The organism is Pseudomonas sp. FP603, assembly GCF_030687415.1.
In the GTDB taxonomy this organism is placed as follows: domain Bacteria; phylum Pseudomonadota; class Gammaproteobacteria; order Pseudomonadales; family Pseudomonadaceae; genus Aquipseudomonas; species Aquipseudomonas wuhanensis.
Genome location: NZ_CP117431.1, coordinates 2,842,172 through 2,865,342, shown reverse-complemented (window position 1 = coordinate 2,865,342; position 23,171 = coordinate 2,842,172). Strand labels below are relative to the sequence as shown.

Genomic DNA, 23,171 nt, shown 5'->3' with positions numbered 1-23,171 from the left:
TTCCTCTTACGGCAAGTTGCGCGCTTCTTAATACAAGGAGTAGCCGATGTCCGGTTCAATGGCCCAGGCTTTCGCGCACAACTTTCTCGGGCACTCACCTCGTTGGTACAAGGCGAGCATTATCGGCTTTCTGATTCTCAACGCCCTGGTGTTGTGGACGGTCGGGCCGGTGGCGGCCGGCTGGCTGTTGGTGCTGGAGTTCATTTTCACCCTGGCCATGGCGCTCAAGTGTTATCCGCTGATGCCCGGCGGCTTGCTGCTGATCGAAGCGCTGCTGCTGAAAATGACCACGCCCCAGGCGCTCTACGATGAGCTGGTGCACAACTTCCCGGTGATCCTGCTGCTGATGTTCATGGTGGCGGGCATCTATTTCATGAAAGACCTGCTGTTGTTTCTGTTCTCGCGCCTGCTGCTGGGGGTTCGCTCCAAACCCCTGCTGGCGTTGATGTTCTGTTTCCTGTCAGCGTTTCTATCAGCATTTCTCGATGCGTTGACCGTGACCGCGGTGATCATCAGTGCGGCCGTGGGGTTTTATTCGGTCTATCACCGCGTCGCCTCGGGCAACGATCCGCGTCAGGACAGTGAGTTCAGCGATGACCGGCTTTTGCCCTCCCTCCACCATGCCGACCTCGAACAGTTCCGCGCGTTCCTGCGCAGTTTGCTGATGCACGGTGCTGTCGGCACCGCGTTGGGTGGTGTGTGCACGCTGGTTGGCGAGCCGCAGAACCTGCTGATCGGCCATGAGATGGGTTGGCACTTCGCCGAGTTCTTTCTGAAAGTCGCCCCGGTGTCGTTGCCAGTGCTGGCGGCTGGCCTCGTGACCTGCGTGCTGCTGGAGAAACTGCGTTGGTTCGGCTATGGCACGCTGCTGCCGGACAACGTGCGTACGGTGCTGGCCAACTACGCCGCGGAAGACAACGCCGAGCGCACTGCACGTCAGCGCGCGGCGTTGCTGGTTCAAGGGGCGGCGGCGTTGATCCTGATTGCCGCGCTGGGGTTTCACATCGCTGAAGTCGGCCTGATCGGTTTGATGGTGATCGTGCTGATCACCGCGTTCACGGGCATTACTGACGAACACCGTATTGGCAACGCCTTCAAGGATGCCATGCCGTTCACGGCGCTGCTGGTGGTGTTTTTCGCCGTGGTGGCGGTGATTCACGATCAGAAATTATTCGCCCCGGTGCTTCATTGGGTGCTGGCCCTTCCGATAGATCAACAGCCGGGCATGTTGTTTATTGCCAATGGCTTGCTGTCGGCCATTAGCGACAACGTGTTCGTGGCGACCATTTACATCACCGAAGTGAAGCAGGCGTTCCTCTCCGGCCACATGAGCCGCGAACAGTTTGAAATCCTGGCGATTGCGATCAATACCGGTACCAATCTGCCAAGCGTGGCGACACCCAATGGTCAAGCGGCGTTCCTGTTCCTGCTGACCTCGGCGATTGCGCCGCTGATTCGCTTGTCATACGGGCGGATGGTGTGGATGGCGTTGCCTTATACCGTGGTGATGGGCGTGTTGGGCTGGTACGCGGTGAGCTACTGGCTGTAACACCCGCTCCCACATTGGTTTTGTGTCGTTATCGAGGGAGGATGTATTGCTCGATCGCCTGGGCCGCGCCGTCTTCGGTATTGGCCCCGGTCACCACGTCGGCCTGACGTTTCACCGCCTCCTCCGCCTGCCCCATGGCGATCGACAACCCGGCCCGGTGAAACATCGCCGGGTCGTTGCCGCCGTCACCCATGGCGGCGGTCTGTTCCAGCGGTACGCCGAGAAACTCGGCCAGTGTCGCTAATGCCTCGCCCTTGTTGGCTTTCATCGCAGTCACGTCCAGATAAATCGGCTGTGAACGCGAGACTTGCGCCTGCCCTTCGACCTTGGGCAGCAACTGCGCTTCCAGCTCGATCAACAATTGGGCGTTGTTGCTGGCGGCGACGATTTTGTCGATACGCTCCATGTAAGGCTCAAAACTCTCGACCACCACTGGCGGATAACCCAGGCCGTGCTGCTCTCGCGGGACCATCGGGCCGTACGGATCCTTCAACAGCCAGTCGCTGCCACTGAACACCCAGACTTCAATGTCCGGCTGATCGGCAAACAGCGTCAGCGCCGTCAACGCTGCCGTTGCCGGCAAGTAATGCGCAACCAGCAAACTGCCGTCCGGGTTTACGATTGTGCCGCCATTGAAGGCCGCCGTCGGCAGATCGACACCCAGGGCTTCGATCTGCTGCAACATGGCTTTGGGCGGACGCCCGGTGGCCAGGCTGAACAGCACACCGGCCTCGCGCAAGGCGCGGACCGCTTCGATCGTGCGCTGACTGAGGCTGTGATCAGGGAGCAGTAAAGTGCCGTCCATGTCACTGAGCAGAAAACGGATGGGTTGTTGCGTCAGGTCACTCATCCGACGCTGTGCCAGACGCGACCATCGCGGGTCAGCAGCTCGTCAGCGGTCTGAGGTCCGTCTTCGCCGGCTGCGTAGTTCTCCACCGTCGCGTCCTGTTGCCAGGCGTCGAGGAATGGCTGCACGGCGCGCCAGCCGTTCTCGATATTGTCGGCACGCTGGAACAGCGTCTGATCGCCGGTCAGGCAATCGTAGATCAAGGTTTCATAACCGGTCGACGGCTGCATTTCAAAGAAATCCTTGTAGGCAAAACCCAGCTCGATATTGGCCATGTTCAACGCCGGCCCCGGCCGCTTGGCCAGCAGGTCGAACCACATGCCTTCGTTGGGTTGAATCTGGATCCGCAGATAGGTCGGCTGTAACTCATCGACCTCGGTGTCGCGAAACTGTGCATACGGCGCCGGCTTGAAGCAAATGACAATCTCGGTGTCGCGCGCGCTCATGCGCTTGCCAGTGCGCAGGTAGAACGGCACGCCGACCCAGCGCCAGTTGTCGATCATGACTTTGAGCGCGACATAGGTTTCGGTCGTGCTGTCGGGCGCCACGTTGGCTTCCTGGCGATAACCGGGCAGCGGCTCGCCACCAATCTCGCCGGCGGTGTATTGGCCGCGCACCGAGTTGGCTCGCGCTTCCTCGGTCGACCAGGGGCGGATCGCGCCGACGACTTTGGCTTTTTCGCCGCGTACCGCATCGGCGCCAAAAGCGGCCGGTGGTTCCATGGCCACCATCGCCAATAATTGGAACAGGTGATTGGGCACCATGTCCCGCAGGGCGCCGGTGACCTCATAAAAACTGCCACGGGTTTCCACGCCGACGGTTTCGGCGGCGGTGATTTGCACGTGGTCGATGTAGTGGTTGTTCCAGAAGGCTTCGAACAGGCTGTTGGAGAACCGGCTGACCAGAATGTTCTGCACGGTTTCCTTGCCCAGGTAGTGATCAATCCGGAATATCTGCTTCTCCGTCATCACGTTGAGCAAGCAGGCGTTCAAGGCTTCGGCGGTGTACAGATCGGAACCGAAAGGTTTTTCGATCACCACCCTTCTGAATGCTTCAGGGGTTTCTTGCAGCAATCCGGCAGCACCGAGACGCCGCACCACCTCGCTGAAAAAGCGTGGCGCGGTGGCCAGGTAGAAAATCGCATTGCCAGTGCCGCTGGCGGCGATTTTCGCCGCCAGCGCTTCGTAGGTGCGCTCGTCAAGGAAGTCGCCCTGGACGTAGCTGATGTGCTTGGCCAGTTTGGCCCACAACGCCGGATCAAGGGCTTGATCGCCCTTGCCGACCTTGGCCGCCACTTCCGCCCGAATGAAATCTTCGAGTTTTTTGGCGAAGGCTTCGTCACTGATGGCGTTGTGATCAACGCCGATGATCCGCAGTCCATTCCCCAGCAAACCGTCGCGACTCAGGTTGTACAGCGCCGGCATCAGCAGGCGCTTGACCAGATCACCATGAGCACCGAACAGAAACAGCGTGGTAGGCGGTGCGGGTTCTGCCTTGGATTTCCTGCGGATCACATGAGTCATTTTTTCGAAGTCTCCACATGACCGCCGAAGCCGAAGCGCTGGGCCGAGAGAATCTTGTCGCCAAAGGTGCCTTGCCCGCGCGAACGGTAGCGAGAGAAGAGCGAGTTCGACAACACCGGTACCGGCACCGCTTGTTCCATGGCGGCTTCGATGGTCCAGCGGCCTTCACCGCTGTCAGCCACTTCACCCGAGTAGCCGTCGAGTTTCGGATCGCTCGCCAGGGCATCGGCGGTCAGGTCGAGCAACCAGGACGACACTACGCTGCCACGACGCCAGACTTCGGCGATGTCGGCGACGTTCAGGTCGAAGCGCTGATCTTCCGGCAGGTTGGTGCTGGCCTTGGTCTTGAGGATGTCGAAGCCTTCGGCGAAGGCCTGCATCATTCCGTATTCGATGCCGTTGTGGATCATCTTCACAAAATGCCCGGCACCGGCGGGGCCTGCGTGGATGTAACCGCGCTCGGCGCGATCGTCATCGGACTTGCGGTCCTTGGTGCGCGGGATGTCGCCCAGGCCCGGGGCCAGGGATTCGAACAGCGGGTCAAGACGCTTAACGGTCTCGGCATCGCCGCCGATCATCATGCAATAGCCGCGTTCCAGGCCCCAGACGCCGCCGGAGGTGCCGACGTCGATGTAGTGCAGGCCTTTTTCCGACAGGGTTTTGGCCCGGCGGATGTCGTCCTTATAGAAAGTGTTACCGCCGTCGATGATGGTATCGCCAGCTTCAAGCAAGGTGCTCAGGGTGTCGATGGTGTCTTCGGTCGGTGCGCCGGCAGGCAGCATGACCCACACCGCGCGTGGCTTGGCCAGGCCAGCGACTAGCGCTGGCAAGTCGGCGACACCAGTGGCGCCTTCTGCAGCCAGGGTGTCGACAAAGGTGGTGTTGCGGTCGTAAACAACGGTGGTGTGCCCGTTGAGCATCAGGCGCCGCGCAATATTACCGCCCATGCGGCCCAGTCCAATAATCCCGAGTTGCATGTACTGATGCTCCCTACTACAAATAAAGTGTGTCAAAGGTTATAGCCCAACGCGACTCATTCGAGTTAGTCCAGCGAGGAGGCACATAGTTTCCGGGCATTGTGCCCGATCCAGACTGATAACGTCGGGAATCGAGCCGAAGACACAACGACCATGAAAAATAAAAAAGTTCCCTTCAAGGGCAAAAGAAATCAAAATTGGCGCCGATAGTAAGTGAGCACCCGATTTCGGGAGCGAATTTACAGTTGAGACAGCCATTTGCGAGGTGAGCAATGGGCACCGTACACACAGCACTGCCAGCACAAACCCTTTACGTCACGATCCGTCGCGATGAACTACGCCAGTTGAAAGACGAGCGTGACCAGTTGAAGCGGGAAGTCGCGCAATTGCGCCTGCTGACCCAAAGCAACCAGGCTCAGCCCTTGCCTGTCACCCAACGTGCTCCCCACGCCTGACCCCCTCGTTTGAATCGGAAACAGCCGCCGCTGTTTCCGACTCGCTGCAACCCTGCCAGATCCGGCAACTCACAAAGTTTTCACACCTTCTTGTCGATACTCGGCTCATTGTGGCCGCTCGGTAACCGCGCGGTGTTCGTTCGTCTGCGACAGGGAGAGTGCCGACGGCCGAAGTAACTATCAGGCTGGAGCGATGAATGGCTTTGTTTAAACGCAGCAAAACGTCTGCGAAAGGTTTTGATTGGGCAGGATTTCTCTGGTTATTTCTGTTCTTCTGGTATTTTTCGGGCATCACCCAACTGCTGATTCAGCTGACGGGCACCTCCGGCTTCAGCGGGTTCCGCCAGGCCTTTGTGATGAGCGCCATCTGGCTCGCGCCGATGCTTTTGTTCCCCAGACAAACCCGTGTGATGGCCGCGCTGATCGGCGTGGTGCTGTGGGCCTGCTCAATGGCCAGCCTGGGTTACTTCTTCATCTATCAGCAGGAATTTTCCCAGAGCGTCATCTTCATCATGTTCGAATCGAACGTGTCTGAAGCCGGCGAGTACATGACCCAGTATTTTGCCTGGTGGATGGTGCCGGCGTTCCTCGCCCATACCGCATTCGCGTATTTCCTTTGGACCCGCTTGCGCCCGGTATACCTGCCACGCAGCCAGGCATTGGTCGCGGCAACGGCGTTATTGCTGGCTGTGGTCGCTTACCCGCTGATCAAGCACACCGTGCGCAGCGGGAGTCTGGCGAGCGGCTTCGAGAAATTCGAAACCCGCATCGAGCCCGCGGTGCCGTGGCAGATGGCCGTGGCCTATCACCGTTACCTCGATACCCTGGCCGGTATGCAAGCCATGCTCCACAGTGCCAGCAAGATTGCACCGCTCAAGAACCTCACCGATTCGATGGCCAATCAGCCAGCGACTCTGGTGCTGGTAATCGGCGAGTCCACCAACCGTCAGCGCATGAGCCTGTACGGCTACCCTCGGGAAACAACCCCGGAACTGGACAAGCTCAAGGATCAACTGGCGGTTTTCGACAACGTCATTACCCCACGCCCCTACACCATCGAAGCGTTGCAACAGGTACTGACGTTCGCCGACGAAGAAAACCCCGACCTCTACCTGTCGACGCCGTCGCTGGTGAGCATGATGAAACAGGCCGGTTACAAGACCTTCTGGATCACCAACCAGCAAACCATGACCAAGCGCAACACCATGCTCACGACCTTCTCCCAGCAGGCCGACGAGCAGGTGTACCTGAACAACAACCGCAACCAGAACGCCGCCCAGTACGATGGCGACGTGATCGAGCCGTTCAACAAGGCCTTGGCTGACGCGGCGCCGCGCAAGCTGATCGTTGTGCATTTGCTCGGCACGCACATGAGCTACCAGTACCGTTACCCACCGACGTTCAACAAGTTCACCGACCGCAAAGGCGTTCCGGACGGTGTGCATGACGATCAGGTGCCGACGTACAACAGCTATGACAACGCGGTGCTGTACAACGACTTCGTGGTGTCGAGCCTGATCAAGGATTACGCCAAGTCTGATCCGAACGGTTTCCTGCTGTACCTCTCCGACCATGGTGAAGACGTCTTCGACTCCATTGGCCATAAAACCCTGGGCCGCAACGAGAGCAAGCCGACGGCGCCGATGTACACCATTCCGTTCATGGCCTGGGCTTCACCGAAATGGCGCGAAACCCATGACTGGAGTTTTGCCGGCGATCTGGGCCGGCCGTACAGCAGTTCTCAGCTGATTCACACCTGGGCGGATCTGGCAGGCTTGAGTTTCGATGAACTGGACCGCAGCAAAAGCCTGGTCAGCGACAGCTTCAAACCTCGGCCATTGATGATCGGCGACCCTTATGCACGTAAGCAGAGGCCGTTGATCGACTTCAGCCTGATGAAACCCAAGGGCACGCCTGTCGCTCCGGCAGTCGTTCAGCAGTGATTCTTTTGTAGGAGCCAGGCTTGCCGGCGAAGGCGTCCTTAAGTGCGCCTTCGCCGGCAAGCCTGGCTCCTACAAAAAAGCGGTTCATCAAGACTGCAGACTAAAGCGCCTTGATCCAGAACAGCATCTGCCCGTGCGCCGGGTCGAACATGCCTGGCGAAAAACCGAATTTGCCGTAGGCCGCCTGAGCCACCGCATTGCCTTCCAGTACTTCCAGGGTGATTTTGCAGCAGCCGCGCTGGCGTGCGATGTCCTCGACTTTGTGCAGCATTTTCTGACTCAGCCCCAACCCGCGAAACTTCGACACCACCGCCACATCATGCACGTTGGCCAGCGGCCGGCAGGCAAAGGTCGAAAAACCTTCGAAGCAGTTGACCAGCCCTGCTGGCTCGCCGCCGACAAACGCCAGTACGCTGAAGGCATGGGGACGTTTGGCCAGTTCCCCCGGCAGTTGTTGCAACCTGTCGGCGGGTAACGGGTGACCGCCGCCCATCGGGTCTTCGGCGTAATGGTTCAATACAAGACAAATCGCCTCGGCGTGTACCGGGTTGGTGTAGCTGGCCTGAAGCACAAGAATTTCTGCGGATTCCATTTCCACCCTCAATCACACAAGTTGCCCCAGTTCGCCTCTTGCGCACTGAAAGGTCCAGCGACCTTATCGCGAGTGCCGGGGTGCCGACAACCGGATCCTGTTGTGATCGTTGTCTCTCACCCGCCCCAGATCAATGCCTCGGTCCATCCCAACTCGGCAAAATCCTCGGCCCTCAACGCCGCCTCTCCGGCACAAAAAAACTCGTCCAGTTGCGGCGGCTTGACCGAGGTGCCGCTGAGCATCGCGTGAACCTGCCCGCGATGATGAATCTGATGCTCGAACAAATGGGACAGCATGCGCAAACGGCTGTCATGTTGCGGGGTGTCGCGCGCGATGGTCACGAGCCGCCCGAGGCCTGCATCGCGCAGCTGCTCGCAATAGGCGATCAGTCGACGGTCCACCAGGGCCTGCTCGCGCTTGAGATCGACGCCGTAGGTGAACGGCTCGTCTTCGTTGAAAAACACGTAGCAATCGGGATGCGGTTCGTCGCCGCGCAACTCCCGCTCCAGGGCATCCACATAAAACCAGTCACAGGTCAGGATGTGATTCAGGGTCGCGCAGAGGCTGGGAAAGTAACTGACTCGCGGCGCCGCCAGCTCGGCCGGGCTTAGCTGAAGCCAGGCCTTGGCCAGTCGATGATTGGCCCAGGCGTTCTGATAGGCCATGGTTAGCAAATGGTGGGACAAGGGCTGATTCATATTCGCTCCTCCCGGATATCAAGCCTCGGCGAAACGTTTGAGCTGCATCTCCTGCAAGCGACTAAGGGTGCGGCGAAACGGAAATTCCAGATAGCCCTCGGTGTACAACGCCTCCATCGGCACCTGCGCTTCAAGGTACAACGGCACCTTGCGGTCGTAGCATTCATCCACCAGGGCGATGAACCGGCGCACACCGTCGTCATGCACCGACAACTGCGGCAACTGGCGATCCCCCGCCGCCACCCGCTCGACGCCGTCTTCAGTGCCGCGGGCGATGCGCCCTTCGCGTTTTTTCGCGCTGAGGTTGGGCACGTCGCTCAACAGAATAGCGCTGAAGGTGTCGCACAGGGCCATGAAGTCCATGGCGGCAAACGGCTGTTCGCAGAGCTCGGCATAACGACACCAGAGCACGGTTTGACTGGCCTGCATGACATTGACCGAACGGTAGCCGACCTTGACCGGATCGCTGGAAACCGACTGGCCGACGGTCAAGGCTTTGAACACCTCGCGCAAGGCGTCGGCCTGACCCGGTACGTTCACCCAATAACGCTGCAGACCAGCACCAGGGTGCAGGCGATGATCTTCCCCGCCATCCACCGCAATTACCTGCATGTGCTGCTTGATTGCGGTAATGGCCGGCATGAACCGGTCACGGTTGAAGCCATCCGCGTACAGCTGATCCGGCGGCTGATTGGAGGTGCAAACCACCACCACGCCCTGCTCGAACATCACCTGAAACAAACGCCCGAGAATGATGGCGTCACCGATGTCGTTGACGAACAATTCATCGAAACACAGCACGCGCACTTCCTGGCTCAGTTCGCGGGCCAGCGCTTTCAACGGGTCGGCGGTGCCGGTCAATTGAAAGGAGCGCTGATGCACCCAGCCCATGAAATGATGAAAGTGCTGACGCCGGGCCGGGACACGCAGGCTTTGGTAGAACTGATCCATCAACCAGGTCTTGCCCCGTCCGACCGGGCCCCAGAGGTACACGCCAGTGATGGGCGCGCGTCCCTCATGCAAGGCTTCGTGGCATTTTTGCAGCGCCCACACGGCATGTTCCTGGGCTTCGTCCTGGACGAAGCCCTTCTGTTCGATGGCGTGTTGCCAGGCGCTTAAGGGAGAGTCGACATTCATGCGCGGCAGTATACGTCTCTGGGGCTGCTGGCGAAGCCTGATACCCGTCAGTCAAGCACAATCCATGTGGGAGCGGGCTTGCTCGCGAAAGCGGTGTGTCATTCAACATTGATGTTGGCTGACCCGACGCCTTCGCGAGCAAGCCCGCTCCCACAGGTTCCGCGGCGCTACACAGCACCGGGTTACAACGAAATGTCCAGCCGGGCGATCTTGCCCTGTTCATTGAGGCGGAACATGTAGCGCAGTTCCAGCGGGCTGCCGGGAAAAGTGCCGGAGATCAGGTTGTGCACCAGCACTTTGCCGGTGCGCTGTTGAACGTCGAGCACCTCGACCCGGGGCTGATAACGTTGTGCGGTGTCTTGCATCCATTGGGCGATGGCTTGTGTGCCGACCTGATGCTGCCCCTCATCGAACACGTTGGCATCCTCAGCGAAAAAACTGGCAACCCTCGACGTGTCGCGAGCATTGGCAGCGGCAATGTAGGCGGCAATGGCGGGGGCCAGTGAAGTGGCTGGATTGGACATGTTTACGGCTCCTTGTGAGTTGATTCTGGAGCCATGCTAAAACAAGCCAGTGTCAGTTCTTGTCAGGAGTGAAACGCCCTGCTTCGTCCAGTTGCATCTGCTTGCGCCAGGTGCGCAACAGGTCGCTGCGCCGCCCCGGATAACGTTCGCCCTGCTCACTGGCAGCCGAGATCCGGTCGGTGCGAAAGGTGCGATAGGCGCTGCGCAATTCACACCAGGCGACGATGATCCGCACCTCATTGAGAAAGCCCAGGGCCAGTGGCCAGATCAGCCGCTGACTCGGCACCTGATTGGCGTCCGCATAATCGATGTGCAACTTGGCCTGATCGCGGATAGCCTGGCGAAACACATTCAAGGGCACGGCATTTTGCGGATAGCCGTAACCCGGTGGGCCCGGCAGCACCGTCGGGTTGCGCAAGGCCTCCTGGGCCGCGGGGTCGAGTACCGCGGCAATTTTTGCCAGGGCATCGGCCGCGGCTTTGCCCAAGACCTCATCGCCACGCTGATCCACGTAGCGCAAGCCGAGCACGATGGCTTCGGTTTCATCGGCATTGAGCATCAAGGGCGGCAGAAACAGGCCGCTGCGCAACACATAGCCGATCCCCGCCTCGCCAAAGATCGGCGCGCCGAGCGCGGTGAGTTCAGCGATGTCGCGGTACAGCGTGCGTTCGGAAATCTCCAGTTCGCTGGCCAATGTCGCAGCAGTCACCGGACGACTTTTGCCTCGCAGCACTTGTAACAAAGTCAATAAACGGCTGGTTCGCGACACGATCGGCAGGCTCCTTTCTGGAAGTCGCCGGAGCTTAGCAGAGGCTGCTGTCAGAAACTGGCAGGAGCGATAAGACCTCGCACCAATGACCTGACACAAATTAAATGTGGGAGCGGGCTTGCGCAGTCAATGCAAATCCGGAATCAACCACTCAGCACACTGCGGATCATGCTCAACAGCGCTTCAGGGCCATAAGGTTTGCTCAGCAGATAAGTGTCGGGGCTGAGTTGGTGATTGCGCGAAATAATGTCCCGGGTGTGCCCGGAGGTAAAGAGCACGGCTACCGGAGGATTCTGCACCTTGGCCCAGGCGGCCAGGTCCGAGCTTTTGATCAGACCGGGCATGACCACATCGGTGAAGATCAGGTCCACCGCTACGCCATCGAGCAACATCTGCATGGCCAGGTCACCGTTGGCCGCGGTCAGAACCTGATAGCCCTCTTCACGCAACAGGTCCACCGCAGAGCCACGCACCGCTTCGTTGTCCTCGACCACCAGAATGGTTTCGTGCCCGCCACGGTGCTGCGGATCATGGCGCGTTGTTTCACCGGGCAATGGGCGCAAGCTACGCGGGAAATACAGTTGCACCCGAGTGCCCTGCCCGACGACGCTGGAGATCTCGATGTGCCCGCCGCTCTGTTTGACGAAACCGAACACCATGCTCAAACCCAGGCCGGTGCCCTGGCCGTCGGCCTTGGTGGTGAAAAACGGTTCGAAGGCCTGTGCGAGCACTTGAGGCGGCATGCCGACACCCGTGTCAGCCACCGCGACGCAAACATAGTCGCCGGCGACGATGCCCTTGCCTGCGCAAAACCTGCGGTCCAGGGCAATGTTCTCGGCGCTCAGGGCAATGGTCCCCTCGCCGTTCATGGCGTCTCGGGCGTTGATCGCGAGGTTGAGAATGGCGTTTTCCAGTTGATTGCGGTCCACGTAGAGATGCCATGGAGCGTCAGGCGCCGTCACCTTGATCTGGATAGTTTCCCCCAGCGCCCGCTGCAACAATTCCCCCAGGCCTTCGAAGATCTGCCGTGGATCGCAGACCGCCGGTGATAAAGGCTGACGACGGGCGAACGCGAGCAATTGCGAAGACAGTTTGGCACCGCGCTCGACCGCGGCAATCGACGCACTGACCCGACGTTGCACGTTGGCGTTGTCCGGCTCGTGACGCGCCAGCAAATGCAGATTGCCGGCGATGACCTGCAACAGGTTATTGAAGTCATGGGCCACGCCGCCGGTGAGACCGCCGATGGCTTCGAGTTTTTGTGACTGACGCAACTGCTCTTCGGCCGCCAGCCGCGCTTCGACTTCGTCGGCAACTCGCTGCTCCAGGTTGCGGGTGAATTTGAGCAACGACTCTTCGGCAGTCTTGCGTTCGTGGATGTCGATCAATACCCCGGGAAAGCGGAACGCCTCGCCCTGCTCATTGAACTCGCAACACCCGCTGGCCAGCACCCACAGGTAACTGCCATCGGGACGCAGAACCCGGTATTCAGCGTTATAGGGAATGCCGGTTTCCACCGACTGATTGATCCGCTCCTGAACCCAGCTACGGTCATCGGGATGAATCTGCATTTCGGCGATGAGCGGTGGCAGGTTAGCCAGATCCTGGTCGGGCGGGTAGGAAAACGTGCGGGCGAAGCGTTCGTCGGCAGACAGCACATTAGCCTTGATGTCCCAGACGAACGAGCCGAGCAAAGCCCCGGCATTGAGCGCCAGGCGAACTCTTTCGTTGTCGGCGCGATAGGCGCTTTCGGCTTCCTGGCGGCGGCGCTCGGAAATCACATGGTCAGTGGTGTCGACCACCATCGCCATGACCCCGGCGGGATGACCGTCATCATCGGCGACGGGACTGTAGTAAAGATCCATCCAGACGTCTTCGGGCACCCCGTCACGCAACAACACCAGGGCTTTGTTGTGATAGGACAAGGTACCGCCCGCAAGGCAGGTATCCACCACATGCCGATTGAATTCGGCGACTTCTGGCCAACCCAACTCCACCGGGGAACCCAGCAGGTAAGGATGGCGCCCACCGGCGAATCTGGAGTAGGCATCGTTATAGATCATGTAACCGGGCCGCCCCCACAGCATCACCATCGGCAGGGGTGAGGCGAGCAATAACTGCACCGCGCTGCAAAGGCTCGCGGGCCAGGTATCGATGCTTCCGAGCTCGGTCAGGCTCCAGTCGAACGCGCGAATGCGTCCGGCCATTTCGCCGCTCCAGCCGGTACATCCGTGGCTATCGTCTAGAAACTGCATCGACTGGCCTTATGTCCTGTGAATGACATCTTTTCAGGCAGTGCAACGGCGTGAGGAGACGGTGCGTGCCCGTTTGTTTCGAGCATCGCCGACGCTAATGGTTTCATAGAGGTATAGCTGAATGTCACAGGTTCAGCGGAAATCCCGGCTGCGTACATGGATGCCGTCGAGCAATGAACTCAGGTCGCTCAAGCGCCCGGCAATCAGGTGCCGCACCTCGCCTTCCTTTTCCCAGCGCCCATCGACCTTGAGCAATTGCGAGCCGACCAATACCTGCCGTTGCCGTTCGGCCAAGTCGCGCCAGACCACCACATTGACGTTGCCGAACTCGTCCTCAAGCGTCACGAAGGTCACGCCACTGGCGGTGCCTGGGCGTTGCCGGCCGGTGACCAATCCGGCGACGCTGACCGGTCGGCCGTGCTCGACCTCCATAAGCTCTTTCGAACTGCGGCAACGCCGGGCTTTCAATTCACTGCGCAGCAATGCCAGCGGATGCGGGCCGAGGGTGGTGCCGACACTGTTGTAATCGGCTTGCAGGTCTTCACCCACGGTGGGTTTGGGCAGAGACACCGTCGGCTCTTCCTGACTCGGCAAACCGGCAAACAAACCGAGCTGTTTCTGCACCCCCGCCACCTCCCAGCGCGCCCGATGCCGGTCACCGGCCAGCCCGCGCAACGCACCGGCATCGGCCAGTTGCTCCTGAGCGCGGGCATCGAGTCGCGCCCGTTCGCCGAGGTCGGCGATGTCGGCAAACGCCCCTTTCGACCGGGCGACTTCAATACGCTTGGCATCGTCCTCGCGAAAGCCTTTGATCATCCGCAACCCCATGCGAATGGCCGGCTGCGCACCGGTGATCGGTTCCAGGCTGCAATCCCAGTCACTGGCCCGCACGTCCACGGGGCGAATCTGCAAATGATGCCGGCGGGCGTCCTGAAGAATCTGGTCCGGGCTGTAGAAACCCATGGGCCAGCTGTTGATCAGCGCACAGGCGAAGGCCGCCGGCTCGTGACACTTCAACCAGCAACTGGCATAAGTCAGCAAGGCGAAACTGGCGGCGTGGGATTCGGGAAAACCGTAATTGCCGAAGCCTTTGATCTGCTCGAAGATCTGCGCGGCGAACTCCGCTGTGTAGCCGTTTTTCTTCATTCCGTCCGCCAGGCGTTCCTTGTGCGGCTCCAGTCCGCCGTGGCGCTTCCAGGCGGCCATGGAGCGACGTAACTGATCGGCCTCGCCGGGGCTGTAGTCGGCGGCGACAATCGCAATCTGCATCACCTGTTCCTGGAACAGCGGCACGCCCAGCGTACGCTTGAGCACCGCTTCCAGTTCTTTCGACGGGTATTTCACCTCTTCTTCGCCCTTACGCCGCCGCAGATAGGGATGCACCATCCCACCCTGAATCGGCCCCGGGCGAACGATCGCCACCTCGATCACCAGATCGTAGAAATTTTTGGGCTTGAGCCTCGGCAACATCGACATCTGCGCCCGGGACTCGATCTGGAACACCCCGATGGTGTCTGCATGGCCAATCATCTCGTAGGTTTGCGGGTCTTCGGCCGGCACCGTCGCCAGACTCAGGTCACGGCCCCGGTGCCGACGCAGCAGATCGAAACAGCGACGAATCGCGCTGAGCATGCCCAGCGCCAGAATATCGACCTTGAGCAGCCCGACCGCATCCAGATCGTCCTTGTCCCACTGGATGATGGTGCGCTCGGCCATGGCAGCGTTTTCCACCGGTACCAGGCTGTCCAGGGGCTGTTCGGAAATCACGAAACCGCCAGGGTGCTGGGACAGGTGCCGGGGGAAACCGATCAATTGTTGGGTCAGGCTCAGCACCCGGCGCAACACCGGGCTGTCGGGATCGAAACCACCCTCACGCAGACGCTCGACCGGCGGCGCCTGATCACTCCAGTGACCGCAACAGTCGGCCAGGGCGTTGACCTGATCGGGCGGTAAACCCAGTGCCTTGGCCACGTCGCGCACTGCGCCGGCACCATGGTAAGTGCTGACCACTGCCGTCAGCGCCGCACGGGTCCGGCCATAACGCTGGAACACGTACTGCAGGACTTCTTCACGCCGCTCGTGTTCGAAATCCACATCAATGTCTGGCGGCTCATTGCGCTCTTTGGAGAGAAAACGCTCGAACAGCAGCGTGCTCCGCTCCGGGTCAATCTCCGTGATGCCCAGCACATAGCACACCGCTGAGTTGGCGGCAGAACCGCGCCCCTGACACAGAATGTGTTGCTTACGGGCGAAATTCACAATGTCGTGAACCGTCAGGAAATAACTTTCGTACCCCAGCTCGGCAATCAGCTGCAGTTCCTTGTCGATCTGCGCCAACACCTCGGCTTTAGGGCCTTTTTCCCAGCGCCACCGAACACCCTTTCCTGCCAACGCCCGCAACCAGGACGTGGCCGTGTGACCTTCAGGCACCAGCTCCCGGGGATATTGATAACGCAACTGACTGAGGTCGAACGTGCAACGCCGGGCGATGCTCAGCGTTTCGTCAAGCAGTGCCTGCGGATAGAGATCGCGCAAGGCGTCTAGGCTGCGCAAATGCCGTTCGCCGTTGGGGTGCAGACGCAACCCGGCCTCGGCCACCGGCAGGTGATGGCGGATCGCGGTCATGGTGTCCTGCAAGGCACGTCGGCCGCGGGCATGCATGTGCACATCGCCGCTGGCCACCGCCGGGATCCGTAGTTCCCGCGCCAGAGTCAGCAGCGCCGCCAGTCGCCGGGTGTCGTCCTGCCCGCGATGTAACTGAACGCTCAGCCACAGGCGCTCGGCGAAAGCCTGCTTCAGCCAGTGGCCCTGCTCAAAGTCATCGACGGCGTCCGGCACCCACAACGCCAACAGCCCTGGCAACGGCTCGCCGAAATCCTCCCGCAGCACCTGATACTGGCCTTTCAGCGTACGGCGTCTGGCGCGGGTAATCAGGCGGCACAGGGTTTGGTAACCCTCGAGGTTTTCCACCAGCAGCACCAGTTTCGGGCCGTCTTCGATGCGTATTTCACTGCCGATGATCAGCGGCAATTCCACGGCCTTGGCCGCCTGCCAGGCGCGGACGATACCCGCCAGGGTGCATTCGTCGGTGATCGCCAGCGCTTGATAGCCCTGCTTTTTCGCCCGTTGAAAAAGCTCAAGCGCACTGGAAGCACCGCGCTGGAAACTGAAGTTCGACAGGCAGTGCAATTCGGCATAGTCGACACTCATGCGAACCAGCCTTGCAGCCACAACGGACCGCCTTCACCCACCGCCCGATAGGCCCAACCCTGCTGACCGGAACGGGTTTCGATCAGGTAGTAATCGCGGCGCACGTCGTCGCCGTCCCACCAGCCCGACTCGATGCGTTCCGGCCCCATGAGGATGCGCGTCGAACCTTCGTGTACCGCCTGCGGTTCAGTCAGTAGCCAGCCCGGACGTTGCACGGCAGGCAGCACCCCACAGGCCTGGCTGTCGACACTGGCCTGCCACGCACATTCCGGCCGGTGATCGGCCTGGAACCGCAAGCCCTGCACCGCGTCATCCCCCAATCGTGCGCGCAATCGTTCGCGCAGTTGCTCCCAGGGCAAGGATTGCTGCGGACGGTCATCGAACAGTTCCTGGTACTGGGGCACGAAGGTCGGCAAGTCTTCGGCGCGCAGACGAAAACCGCGCACCGGCGCCTCGACCTGAACCTGTTCCAGACGCCCCCGGGCCAGTTCGAACAGCATCGCCGGATCACGCTCGGCACTGAGCAGGCCGACCTTGATCAGCGTGTCTGGCAACCCGGCGTGCTCCAGGTGCAGGTCGAAACGCTGCACACCGCTGTCCCGGCCGCAGAGAAACGCCGACAGATCGCCGGTCAATCGCCTTAAAGGAAACAACAAGGCCTGATGGGATTGCACATCGAAGTTGAGCTCGATGCGCACATCGAAACGGTCCGGCGGCAGGTAAAACGCCAGCGCCAGCCGTCGCTCGCCGAACAGGGTGTCCAGATGCTTGAGCACCTGAGCCTCGAAACGCCGGGCCAGGCTATGTCGTGGCAGCGCCTGCACCTGACTCAAGGTGCGCAGCCCCATGCGCGACAGTGCCGTGGCAACGCTTGGCTCCAGGGCGATCCGGTCGACGGGCAACTGCCCGAGGTGGTGCTGCAAGGCGTCATTGTCCGGCACCACCAGACCGTCATAAACGTTGGCCAGCACCCGCGCCGCCACCGGGTTGGGCGCGGCGACAATCCGGTGACGAAACCCCAGCTCGCCAAGTTCCGCCCGCAAACGCGCCTCGAACTGCGGCCAAGGCCCGAACAACCCCAGGCTGGATTCGATTTCAAACACCACGGCGCGCGGGTAATGCACGCTGACCTGGGAGCTGAACCGATAGGCCCAGGCAGCCAGGAACTGCTGCCAGTGTTCGATCTCGGCGGCGTCGTATTCGGCGGTGACAAACCCTTTACTCAGGGCCTGAGCGGCGGTCATCGACTGGCCGGGCCGCAAGCCCAGCGCCCGCGCCGAACCGTTAACCGTTTGCAGCACCCGACGCTGGGCCGGACCGGTCAGCAGCGCCAGCGGCTCATCGGGGTCAGGGCGCTGACGCAGTACCGCGTCCAGCGCCAATTGCGGGAAGAGAATGCAAACCCAGCGCATGGCAACCTCAATGCCCGACGGCAAAGGCAATCGGCGCCGAACGGGCCAGCCCGCCCCGACACTTGAGCACCCGCAACTGAGCAGGTTTGGCGTCGATGGCGATGCGCAGGGCCGCTGGCGACGGGTTGATGGCTTCACTGAGCGAGCGGTAGGCAAACGCCAGGGTCTGACCGGTTTCCGCCGCCACCTGCAAACGTCGCAACGCTCGATCGTCGACCTTGTGCGGCCAGCACAACACCGCCCCGCAACTGCCCGAACGCAGGCATTGTTCCGCCGCCCACAGCGCATCGCGCTCACTGGCCTGGATGATCGACAGTTGCCGCAAATCGACCCCCGCGTTCTGCCAGGCCTGGGGATACGGCACGTAAGGTGGCGCCACCAGCACGATGCGCTCGCCCGCCGCCGACAGCCGCGCCAGCGCTGGCCACACCAGTTGCAACTCACCCACGCCCTGCCCGGCCAACAGGATTTCAGTCAGCGCCGCTTCCGGCCAGCCGCCAGTGGGCAATGCCGCATCCAGCGCCGCATGCCCCGTGGGTTGCGGGCTGACGGCCGGTGGCGCAGGCCGGCCCTTCCAGACCTGGCCGCCATTGAACAGCGCATCCAACGCAACGACGGCGCCCATCACCCTTGCCTCACCAGACCGCAGAACACGCCTTCGATGGCCAGATCCTGATCGGAGCGAACAATGATCGGCTTGTAAGCCGGATTGCGTGGTAACAGGCGAACAGAATCGCCGACCCGCTCGAAACGCTTGATGGTGACTTCGCCGTCGAGCCGCGCCACCACGATCTGGCCGTTGACCGCTTCGGGATTGCGCCGCACGCCCACCAGATCGCCGTCGAGAATGCCGTCCTCGATCATCGAATCGCCCTGCACCCGCAGCATGTAATCCGGTAGCCGCGAGAAGATCGACGGATCAAGCAGCAAACGGCTGTGGACCTCGGCATCGGCACCAATCGGCGCACCGGCCGCGACTCGACCGAGTACCGGAACATCCAGCAGTTCGGGCCGCGGTGGTTGATTCAGCAGCCGGATACCTCGCGCCTGATGCGGATTGACCTCGATAAAACCGGCCTCGGTCAGTGCCAGCACGTGCTTGCGCGCCACGCTGCGGGAGGCGAAGCCGAAGGCCTCGCTGATTTCAGCGAGGCTCGGGGGCTGACCGTGTTCGGCGATTCGATCGCGGATGAAGGTCAGGATGGCGGTACGGCGGGGAGTTAAAGTCGTCATGGAGTACATTTGTACTCTTTTGGGTTTTTCCTGACAAGGACCGCCAGTCAGCTGATGCTTGTGAATGGCTCCCACATTAGCCAGTGGTGGTTTCAAGTCCGAGTTCGGCCAGATAAGGCAACGGGTAGATGCCGCGTTCGTGGCCGTCGTTGAAGATCAGTTGCAGGCCGTAGCCTTGGGCGTTGAGTTCGACCACGTGGATGCGCTCATCCACTTTCCAGGCCGTTGATCACCTCATAGCCGCGACCGGTCATGGACTATGCACGCGGTGTGTCTGATGAAATGCAGCACACAGTAATGGGGCCACTTCGCGCCCCAGCGGGAGCAAGCTCCCTCGCCACAAAAGCAGATCAGCAGCCGCGCTTGAGGATCTGGTCCATCACCCAATCGGTTTTCAACGCTTGCTCGGCCAGCGCCGGGTGCTGCGCTTCGCCACGGATGTGGGCGTTCATGCCCAGCACGTGGTGCCACTGGATGTGTTCGTGATGTTCGATGTGCAGTCTGAGGTGTTCATCGGCTTCCAGTTGCACCGGGTGTTCGTCGAACACCGAAAAGCTGATCCGGCCCTGGCTGCCGATCACCTCGACCCGGTCCTCGCGACGGTCCGCCACGAAATTCCAGCAGCCCATGCCCAACGCCCCGGACGCAAACCTCCAACTGGCGCTGACGGCATCTTCGGCGGCATAGAGGCCAGCCTGACGCGCAGTGAAACCGGCGACCTCGACGATGTCACCCAACAGGTACTGGAACAGGTCGAAGCCATGACTGGCCAGGTCGGCGAAGTACCCCCCGCCGGCAATCGCCGGGTCGGTGCGCCAGTTGTCTGTGCCGCCAAGGTCGCTCGGTGAAGGCGCTTTGGTCAGCGTCCAGGTCAGGTGTCGGACGTCGCCAATCCGGCCCTCCACAAGCCATTGCCGCACGTGCTGGAAGCGGGGCAACGAGCGTCGGTAATAGGAAACGAAGAGGTGCAATCCAGCCTCGGCAAAAACCTTTTGCATCTCACGGCTTTGCCCGGCGTTCAGCGACATTGGCTTTTCGACGCAGCAATGTTTGCCGGCGGCAGCCACTTGCAGGCTGTAAGCGTGATGGCTGTCGGGTGGCGTGGCGATGTACACCGCGTCCACCTCCGGATCATTGATCAATGTGTCGGCGTCGGTGTAGACCCGGGCAATGCCATGGCGCGCGGCGTAATCGCTCACCGCTTCCAGGCGCCGCCCCATCACCGCCACCAGCGCCGAGCCGGGCGCCTTGTAGAACGCCGGCCCGCTCTTGCGCTCGGCCACACTGCCACACCCAATCATGCCCCAGCGCACCACGTTCATAGACACTCCCGCAGGTTCAACCGATGCGCAGTGCGCGCAGGTCGAGGCGACCGTCCTTGAGTGGTGGGCACCAGTAGTAGCCGCCGGTGATCGGTCGGCTGATGCGATACAGACCGTCAGTGATGCCGTCTTCCAGACCGCTCATGCGCCGCAGCTGGGATTCGAACGCATCGAGGGAAAAACCGAAAGCCAGGAACATCAGGCCGGCGCGATCGCCTTCGATCCACGGCATCGAGCGACGGACCACGAAGGCTTCGGGTGTGAAGCTTTCCTGGGCGGTGCGTTTGACGTGGGCGGAGATCGGCGCGTCGTCGAGTTCTTCGTTGTCGCTCAGGCGACGGCCCATGATGTTGTCTTTCTCATGGGACGGCATCGCGTGGAAGCCTTTCAAATCATGCTGCCACTGCTGGATCGCGGCGAAGCTGCCACCGACCAGACCGTCCGCGCCTTCGCTCAACAATGCGGCCGCCACAGCGGCTTCGTCGTGAGGGTTTTCGGTGCCGTCTTCGTAACCGGTCAGGTCATGGCCGGTCATGTGGCGGAAGGTTTCATTCATCTGCACCAGACGCAGGGCCGGTGCCAGCGCGGCCTCGATCGCATGACTGCGATTGAGCAGTTCGCCACGGTCAACACCGTGCAGCCAGCACCAGAGCGCATGTTGGGTCGACGGATTGTCGACGCCGACACCGACCAGCGCAGGAAAGGCGCGCAGCCCGTCGATCTGCGCATGCAGTGCCTTGACCAGGGATTCACCGAAACCGACGACCGCCGACTTTCCGTCCACCAGGCGCATCAGGTTATCCAGCGCAGCCGGCAATGCCTCGGCGGATTCGAGGGCGAAGAACATATGACGAGCTTGAGGCGGAACAGGGGTGGCGAGAATGCCTGGCTGGTAATAACTCATATGAACTCCTTCAGAAAGAGCGTGAAGTTTAACCGGGGGATCGTTACTTGTGTGTTTTCAGGGCAAAAGATCGCCCTGTAGCAGCTGCCGAGCTCGCAAAAAAAATCATAAGATGAGCCATGACAAGCGAGTCCGAGGTCTGCTAAAACGATTCATCAGTGCATCACCCAATCCAGACGGGGTAGCGATATGACCACAGCACAGATCCTTGGCAACCTGTTTCCCACCGCCGACAACGTCCCGGAAAAGTACCGCCTCAACGGCCAGACCGAGCAGCGCGAATACCTGGTCGATGGCGAACTGAAAACCTGGTCCGGGCCCCTCGCCCAAGTCCGTAGCCCGGTGTACCTGAGCGGCGCGAATGGCGATGAACAAGTGATCCTCGGCAGCACGCCGCTGCTCGATGCCGACACCGCATTGACCGCTCTCGACGCCGCCGTCCGCGCCTATGATCGCGGCCAGGGCCTGTGGCCGACCATGCGCGTGGCCGAGCGCATCCAGCACGTCGAAACCTTCCTGGCTCGCATGCGCGAACAGCGCGAGGCGGTGGTCAAGTTGCTGATGTGGGAGATCGGCAAGAACCTCAAGGACTCGGAAAAAGAGTTCGACCGTACCTGCGACTACATCGTCGACACCGTCAACGCCCTCAAGGAACTCGACCGCCGCTCCAGCCGCTTCGAACTGGAACAGGACACCCTCGGCCAGATCCGCCGCGTTCCGCTGGGCGTGGCGTTGTGCATGGGGCCTTACAACTACCCGCTGAACGAAACCTTCACCACGCTGATTCCGGCGCTGATCATGGGCAACACCGTGGTGTTCAAACCGGCCAAGCTCGGCGTGCTGTTAATTCGCCCGCTGCTCGAAGCGTTCCGCGACAGCTTCCCGGCCGGGGTGATCAACGTCATTTACGGCAGCGGCCGCGAAACCGTCAGCGCGCTGATGGCCAGCGGCAAGATCGATATCTTTGCGTTCATCGGCACCAACAAGGCCGCCAGCGACCTGAAAAAACTCCACCCAAGGCCTCACCGCCTGCGCGCGGCGCTGGGCCTGGATGCGAAGAACCCCGGCATCGTTCTGCCGGAGGTCGATCTGGACAATGCTGTGAGCGAAGCCGTCACCGGTTCCCTGTCATTCAACGGCCAGCGCTGCACCGCGCTGAAAATCCTCTTCGTCCATGAAGATGTGGTCGAGGCGTTCATCGAAAAATTCAACGCCAAACTCGCCAGCCTCAAACCCGGCATGCCATGGGACAGCGGCGTGGCCCTGACGCCATTGCCGGAATCAGGCAAGGTCGACTATCTGCACACGCTGGTGGCGGACGCGGTCAGCAAAGGTGCAGCTGTGGTCAACCCCAACGGCGGTGAATCCCGCGCATCGTTCTTCTATCCGGCCGTGTTGTACCCGGTGACACCGCAAATGCGCGTCTATCAGGAAGAACAGTTCGGCCCGGTCGTGCCGATCGTGCCTTACCGTCATCTGGATACCGTGATCGACTACGTCCTGGAATCCGACTTCGGCCAGCAACTGAGCATTTTCGGCACCAACCCGGTGGCGGTCGGCAGACTGGTGGACACCTTCGCCAACCAGGTCGGCCGGATCAACCTCAACGCCCAGTGCCAGCGCGGTCCGGACACCTATCCGTTCAACGGCCGCAAGAATTCCGCCGAGGGCACGCTGTCGGTGCATGATGCGCTGCGAGTGTTTTCGATTCGGACCCTGGTGGCGACCAAATTCCAGGAGAGCAGCAAAGAGCTTCTCAGCGAGATCATCAGCGGACGAAACTCGAGCTTCCTGACCACTGACTACATCTTCTGAGGACAC

General features: G+C 60.9%; 19 protein-coding genes and 1 pseudogene. 4 read left to right on the top strand and 16 right to left on the bottom strand.

Going from position 1 to position 23,171, the window contains the following annotated elements; genetic code table 11:
- The first annotated feature begins 46 nt into the window (after positions 1–46).
- Positions 47–1,549: a sodium/proton antiporter NhaB gene (gene nhaB, locus PSH65_RS13410; RefSeq protein ID WP_305426611.1), complete on the top strand. Its 1,503-nt coding sequence runs from the start codon at positions 47–49 to the stop codon at positions 1,547–1,549.
- A 28-nt stretch (positions 1,550–1,577) separates the two neighbouring features.
- Here nhaB and PSH65_RS13405 read toward each other — a convergent pair whose 3' ends face one another.
- The 3 genes from PSH65_RS13405 to gnd are packed head-to-tail and all read right to left on the bottom strand — an operon-like array spanning position 1,578 to position 4,896.
- Positions 1,578–2,399 carry an HAD family hydrolase gene (locus tag PSH65_RS13405; protein WP_305426610.1) on the bottom strand — a complete coding sequence of 274 codons (822 nt, stop codon included), beginning with the start codon at positions 2,397–2,399 and terminating at the stop codon, positions 1,578–1,580.
- A complete protein-coding gene (gene zwf / locus PSH65_RS13400; RefSeq protein WP_305426609.1) occupies positions 2,396–3,919 on the bottom strand; it encodes a glucose-6-phosphate dehydrogenase in 1,524 nt (507 codons plus the stop codon). The genes PSH65_RS13405 and zwf overlap by 4 nt, the downstream gene beginning before the upstream one ends.
- Positions 3,916–4,896: a phosphogluconate dehydrogenase (NAD(+)-dependent, decarboxylating) gene (gnd, locus tag PSH65_RS13395; RefSeq protein ID WP_305426608.1), complete on the bottom strand. Its 981-nt coding sequence runs from the start codon at positions 4,894–4,896 to the stop codon at positions 3,916–3,918. The genes zwf and gnd overlap by 4 nt, the downstream gene beginning before the upstream one ends.
- A 272-nt stretch (positions 4,897–5,168) precedes the next feature.
- Here gnd and PSH65_RS13390 point away from each other — a divergent pair, with 272 nt between their 5' ends.
- Positions 5,169–5,351, top strand: coding sequence for a DUF6026 family protein (locus PSH65_RS13390; protein WP_305426607.1), 183 nt, complete (start codon positions 5,169–5,171; stop codon positions 5,349–5,351).
- A 197-nt stretch (positions 5,352–5,548) separates the two neighbouring features.
- Positions 5,549–7,294, top strand: coding sequence for a phosphoethanolamine transferase CptA (locus PSH65_RS13385; protein ID WP_305426606.1), 1,746 nt, complete (start codon positions 5,549–5,551; stop codon positions 7,292–7,294).
- A 100-nt stretch (positions 7,295–7,394) separates the two neighbouring features.
- Here the strand turns inward: PSH65_RS13385 and PSH65_RS13380 are convergent, their stop codons facing one another.
- The 13 genes and pseudogenes from PSH65_RS13380 to PSH65_RS13315 all read right to left on the bottom strand — a co-directional run bounded on the left by PSH65_RS13380 (position 7,395) and on the right by PSH65_RS13315 (position 21,350).
- Positions 7,395–7,886, bottom strand: a complete 492-nt coding sequence (locus tag PSH65_RS13380) for a GNAT family N-acetyltransferase (RefSeq protein WP_305426605.1) — start codon at positions 7,884–7,886, stop codon at positions 7,395–7,397.
- 116 nt (positions 7,887–8,002) lie between these two features.
- A complete protein-coding gene (locus PSH65_RS13375) occupies positions 8,003–8,584 on the bottom strand; it encodes a DinB family protein (RefSeq protein ID WP_305426604.1) in 582 nt (193 codons plus the stop codon).
- A gap of 18 nt (positions 8,585–8,602) precedes the next feature.
- Positions 8,603–9,721, bottom strand: coding sequence for a cell division protein ZapE (gene zapE / locus PSH65_RS13370; RefSeq protein ID WP_305426603.1), 1,119 nt, complete (start codon positions 9,719–9,721; stop codon positions 8,603–8,605).
- A gap of 182 nt (positions 9,722–9,903) precedes the next feature.
- Positions 9,904–10,245 carry a nuclear transport factor 2 family protein gene (locus tag PSH65_RS13360; protein WP_305426602.1) on the bottom strand — a complete coding sequence of 114 codons (342 nt, stop codon included), beginning with the start codon at positions 10,243–10,245 and terminating at the stop codon, positions 9,904–9,906.
- Positions 10,246–10,297: 52 nt separating this feature from the next.
- Positions 10,298–11,014, bottom strand: coding sequence for a YafY family protein (locus PSH65_RS13355; RefSeq protein WP_007897371.1), 717 nt, complete (start codon positions 11,012–11,014; stop codon positions 10,298–10,300).
- Positions 11,015–11,157: 143 nt separating this feature from the next.
- Positions 11,158–13,269: a PAS domain-containing sensor histidine kinase gene (locus PSH65_RS13350; protein ID WP_305426601.1), complete on the bottom strand. Its 2,112-nt coding sequence runs from the start codon at positions 13,267–13,269 to the stop codon at positions 11,158–11,160.
- A gap of 132 nt (positions 13,270–13,401) precedes the next feature.
- A complete protein-coding gene (locus PSH65_RS13345) occupies positions 13,402–16,500 on the bottom strand; it encodes an error-prone DNA polymerase (protein ID WP_370694686.1) in 3,099 nt (1,032 codons plus the stop codon).
- On the bottom strand, positions 16,476–17,891 hold the full coding sequence (locus PSH65_RS13340) for a DNA polymerase Y family protein (protein WP_305426599.1): 1,416 nt from the start codon (positions 17,889–17,891) through the stop codon (positions 16,476–16,478). The genes PSH65_RS13345 and PSH65_RS13340 overlap by 25 nt, the downstream gene beginning before the upstream one ends.
- A gap of 7 nt (positions 17,892–17,898) precedes the next feature.
- Positions 17,899–18,516 carry a translesion DNA synthesis-associated protein ImuA gene (imuA, locus tag PSH65_RS13335; RefSeq protein WP_305426598.1) on the bottom strand — a complete coding sequence of 206 codons (618 nt, stop codon included), beginning with the start codon at positions 18,514–18,516 and terminating at the stop codon, positions 17,899–17,901.
- Positions 18,516–19,133, bottom strand: a complete 618-nt coding sequence (gene lexA / locus PSH65_RS13330) for a transcriptional repressor LexA (RefSeq protein ID WP_305426597.1) — start codon at positions 19,131–19,133, stop codon at positions 18,516–18,518. Before lexA ends, imuA begins: the two co-directional genes overlap by 1 nt.
- A gap of 67 nt (positions 19,134–19,200) precedes the next feature.
- Positions 19,201–19,341: pseudogene (locus PSH65_RS13325) on the bottom strand (gamma-butyrobetaine hydroxylase-like domain-containing protein); the annotation flags it as partial.
- A 133-nt stretch (positions 19,342–19,474) separates the two neighbouring features.
- Complete coding sequence (locus PSH65_RS13320) at positions 19,475–20,446, bottom strand: Gfo/Idh/MocA family protein (protein ID WP_305426596.1); 972 nt, start codon at positions 20,444–20,446, stop codon at positions 19,475–19,477.
- A gap of 16 nt (positions 20,447–20,462) precedes the next feature.
- Complete coding sequence (locus PSH65_RS13315) at positions 20,463–21,350, bottom strand: Dyp-type peroxidase (protein WP_007898185.1); 888 nt, start codon at positions 21,348–21,350, stop codon at positions 20,463–20,465.
- Positions 21,351–21,539: 189 nt separating this feature from the next.
- On the opposite strand from PSH65_RS13315, the gene PSH65_RS13310 reads away from it, so the two are divergent.
- Complete coding sequence (locus tag PSH65_RS13310; protein WP_305426595.1) at positions 21,540–23,165, top strand: NADP-dependent glyceraldehyde-3-phosphate dehydrogenase; 1,626 nt, start codon at positions 21,540–21,542, stop codon at positions 23,163–23,165.
- Positions 23,166–23,171 lie beyond the last annotated feature (6 nt).

What these genes read in the sequence shown, in the direction of transcription:
- nhaB (WP_305426611.1), top strand. Translation starts at nt 47, where the DNA reads ATGTCCGGTTCAATGGCCCAGGCTTTCGCGCACAACTTTCTCGGGCAC.
- PSH65_RS13405 (WP_305426610.1), bottom strand. Translation starts at nt 2,399, where the DNA reads ATGAGTGACCTGACGCAACAACCCATCCGTTTTCTGCTCAGTGACATG.
- zwf (WP_305426609.1), bottom strand. Translation starts at nt 3,919, where the DNA reads ATGACTCATGTGATCCGCAGGAAATCCAAGGCAGAACCCGCACCGCCT.
- gnd (WP_305426608.1), bottom strand. Translation starts at nt 4,896, where the DNA reads ATGCAACTCGGGATTATTGGACTGGGCCGCATGGGCGGTAATATTGCG.
- PSH65_RS13390 (WP_305426607.1), top strand. Translation starts at nt 5,169, where the DNA reads ATGGGCACCGTACACACAGCACTGCCAGCACAAACCCTTTACGTCACG.
- PSH65_RS13385 (WP_305426606.1), top strand. Translation starts at nt 5,549, where the DNA reads ATGGCTTTGTTTAAACGCAGCAAAACGTCTGCGAAAGGTTTTGATTGG.
- PSH65_RS13380 (WP_305426605.1), bottom strand. Translation starts at nt 7,886, where the DNA reads ATGGAATCCGCAGAAATTCTTGTGCTTCAGGCCAGCTACACCAACCCG.
- PSH65_RS13375 (WP_305426604.1), bottom strand. Translation starts at nt 8,584, where the DNA reads ATGAATCAGCCCTTGTCCCACCATTTGCTAACCATGGCCTATCAGAAC.
- zapE (WP_305426603.1), bottom strand. Translation starts at nt 9,721, where the DNA reads ATGAATGTCGACTCTCCCTTAAGCGCCTGGCAACACGCCATCGAACAG.
- PSH65_RS13360 (WP_305426602.1), bottom strand. Translation starts at nt 10,245, where the DNA reads ATGTCCAATCCAGCCACTTCACTGGCCCCCGCCATTGCCGCCTACATT.
- PSH65_RS13350 (WP_305426601.1), bottom strand. Translation starts at nt 13,269, where the DNA reads ATGCAGTTTCTAGACGATAGCCACGGATGTACCGGCTGGAGCGGCGAA.
- PSH65_RS13340 (WP_305426599.1), bottom strand. Translation starts at nt 17,891, where the DNA reads ATGCGCTGGGTTTGCATTCTCTTCCCGCAATTGGCGCTGGACGCGGTA.
- imuA (WP_305426598.1), bottom strand. Translation starts at nt 18,516, where the DNA reads ATGGGCGCCGTCGTTGCGTTGGATGCGCTGTTCAATGGCGGCCAGGTC.
- lexA (WP_305426597.1), bottom strand. Translation starts at nt 19,133, where the DNA reads ATGTACTCCATGACGACTTTAACTCCCCGCCGTACCGCCATCCTGACC.
- PSH65_RS13320 (WP_305426596.1), bottom strand. Translation starts at nt 20,446, where the DNA reads ATGAACGTGGTGCGCTGGGGCATGATTGGGTGTGGCAGTGTGGCCGAG.
- PSH65_RS13315 (WP_007898185.1), bottom strand. Translation starts at nt 21,350, where the DNA reads ATGAGTTATTACCAGCCAGGCATTCTCGCCACCCCTGTTCCGCCTCAA.
- PSH65_RS13310 (WP_305426595.1), top strand. Translation starts at nt 21,540, where the DNA reads ATGACCACAGCACAGATCCTTGGCAACCTGTTTCCCACCGCCGACAAC.